Annotated in this window: 1 protein-coding gene; it reads right to left on the bottom strand. The window is 70.6% G+C overall.

All coding sequences use genetic code 11. From position 1 onward, the window contains the following. The coding region (locus G3I78_RS49990; RefSeq protein WP_343244053.1) for a HAMP domain-containing protein at nucleotides 1-372 on the bottom strand (372 nt) is incomplete at its 3' end. Nucleotides 373-402: the final 30 nt, after the last annotated feature.

Below are 402 nucleotides of genomic sequence, written 5' to 3'. Positions count from 1 at the left end.
GTCCACCGCCTCCAGGTCGTCCGCCATCAGATTGATGGTGGAGGCCAGGTCGCCCAGCTCGTCGCGGCGGCCCGCCCCGCGCACCCGGCGCGTGTAGTCCCCGTGGGATATCGCCCGCGCCACCGTGGTCATGTCGTCCAGCGGCGCCGTCAGGCTGTGCGCCACGAACTGCGTGATCAGCATCGAGGCGATCACCGAGAACACGGTGATGAAGCGGACCTCCGTGGCGGTGCGCATCGCCACCATCAGCAGCCCCGTCGTGATGAAGACCGACACCACGACGAGCGTGCCGAGCTTCGTCTTGATCGAGAACGGCGAGAAGGGCCGCAGCACCCCGGGAGGCCGCTGCCCGGGCGACCGGTACCCGCTCACGGCTGCGCCGGGGGCTCCAGGGCGTACCCG

Source organism: Streptomyces sp. SID13726 (assembly GCF_010548375.1).
Classification (GTDB): Bacteria; Actinomycetota; Actinomycetes; order Streptomycetales; family Streptomycetaceae; genus Streptomyces.
Note: the sequence above shows the minus strand (reverse complement) of the source record. Positions and strands in the feature narration are given on the sequence as shown.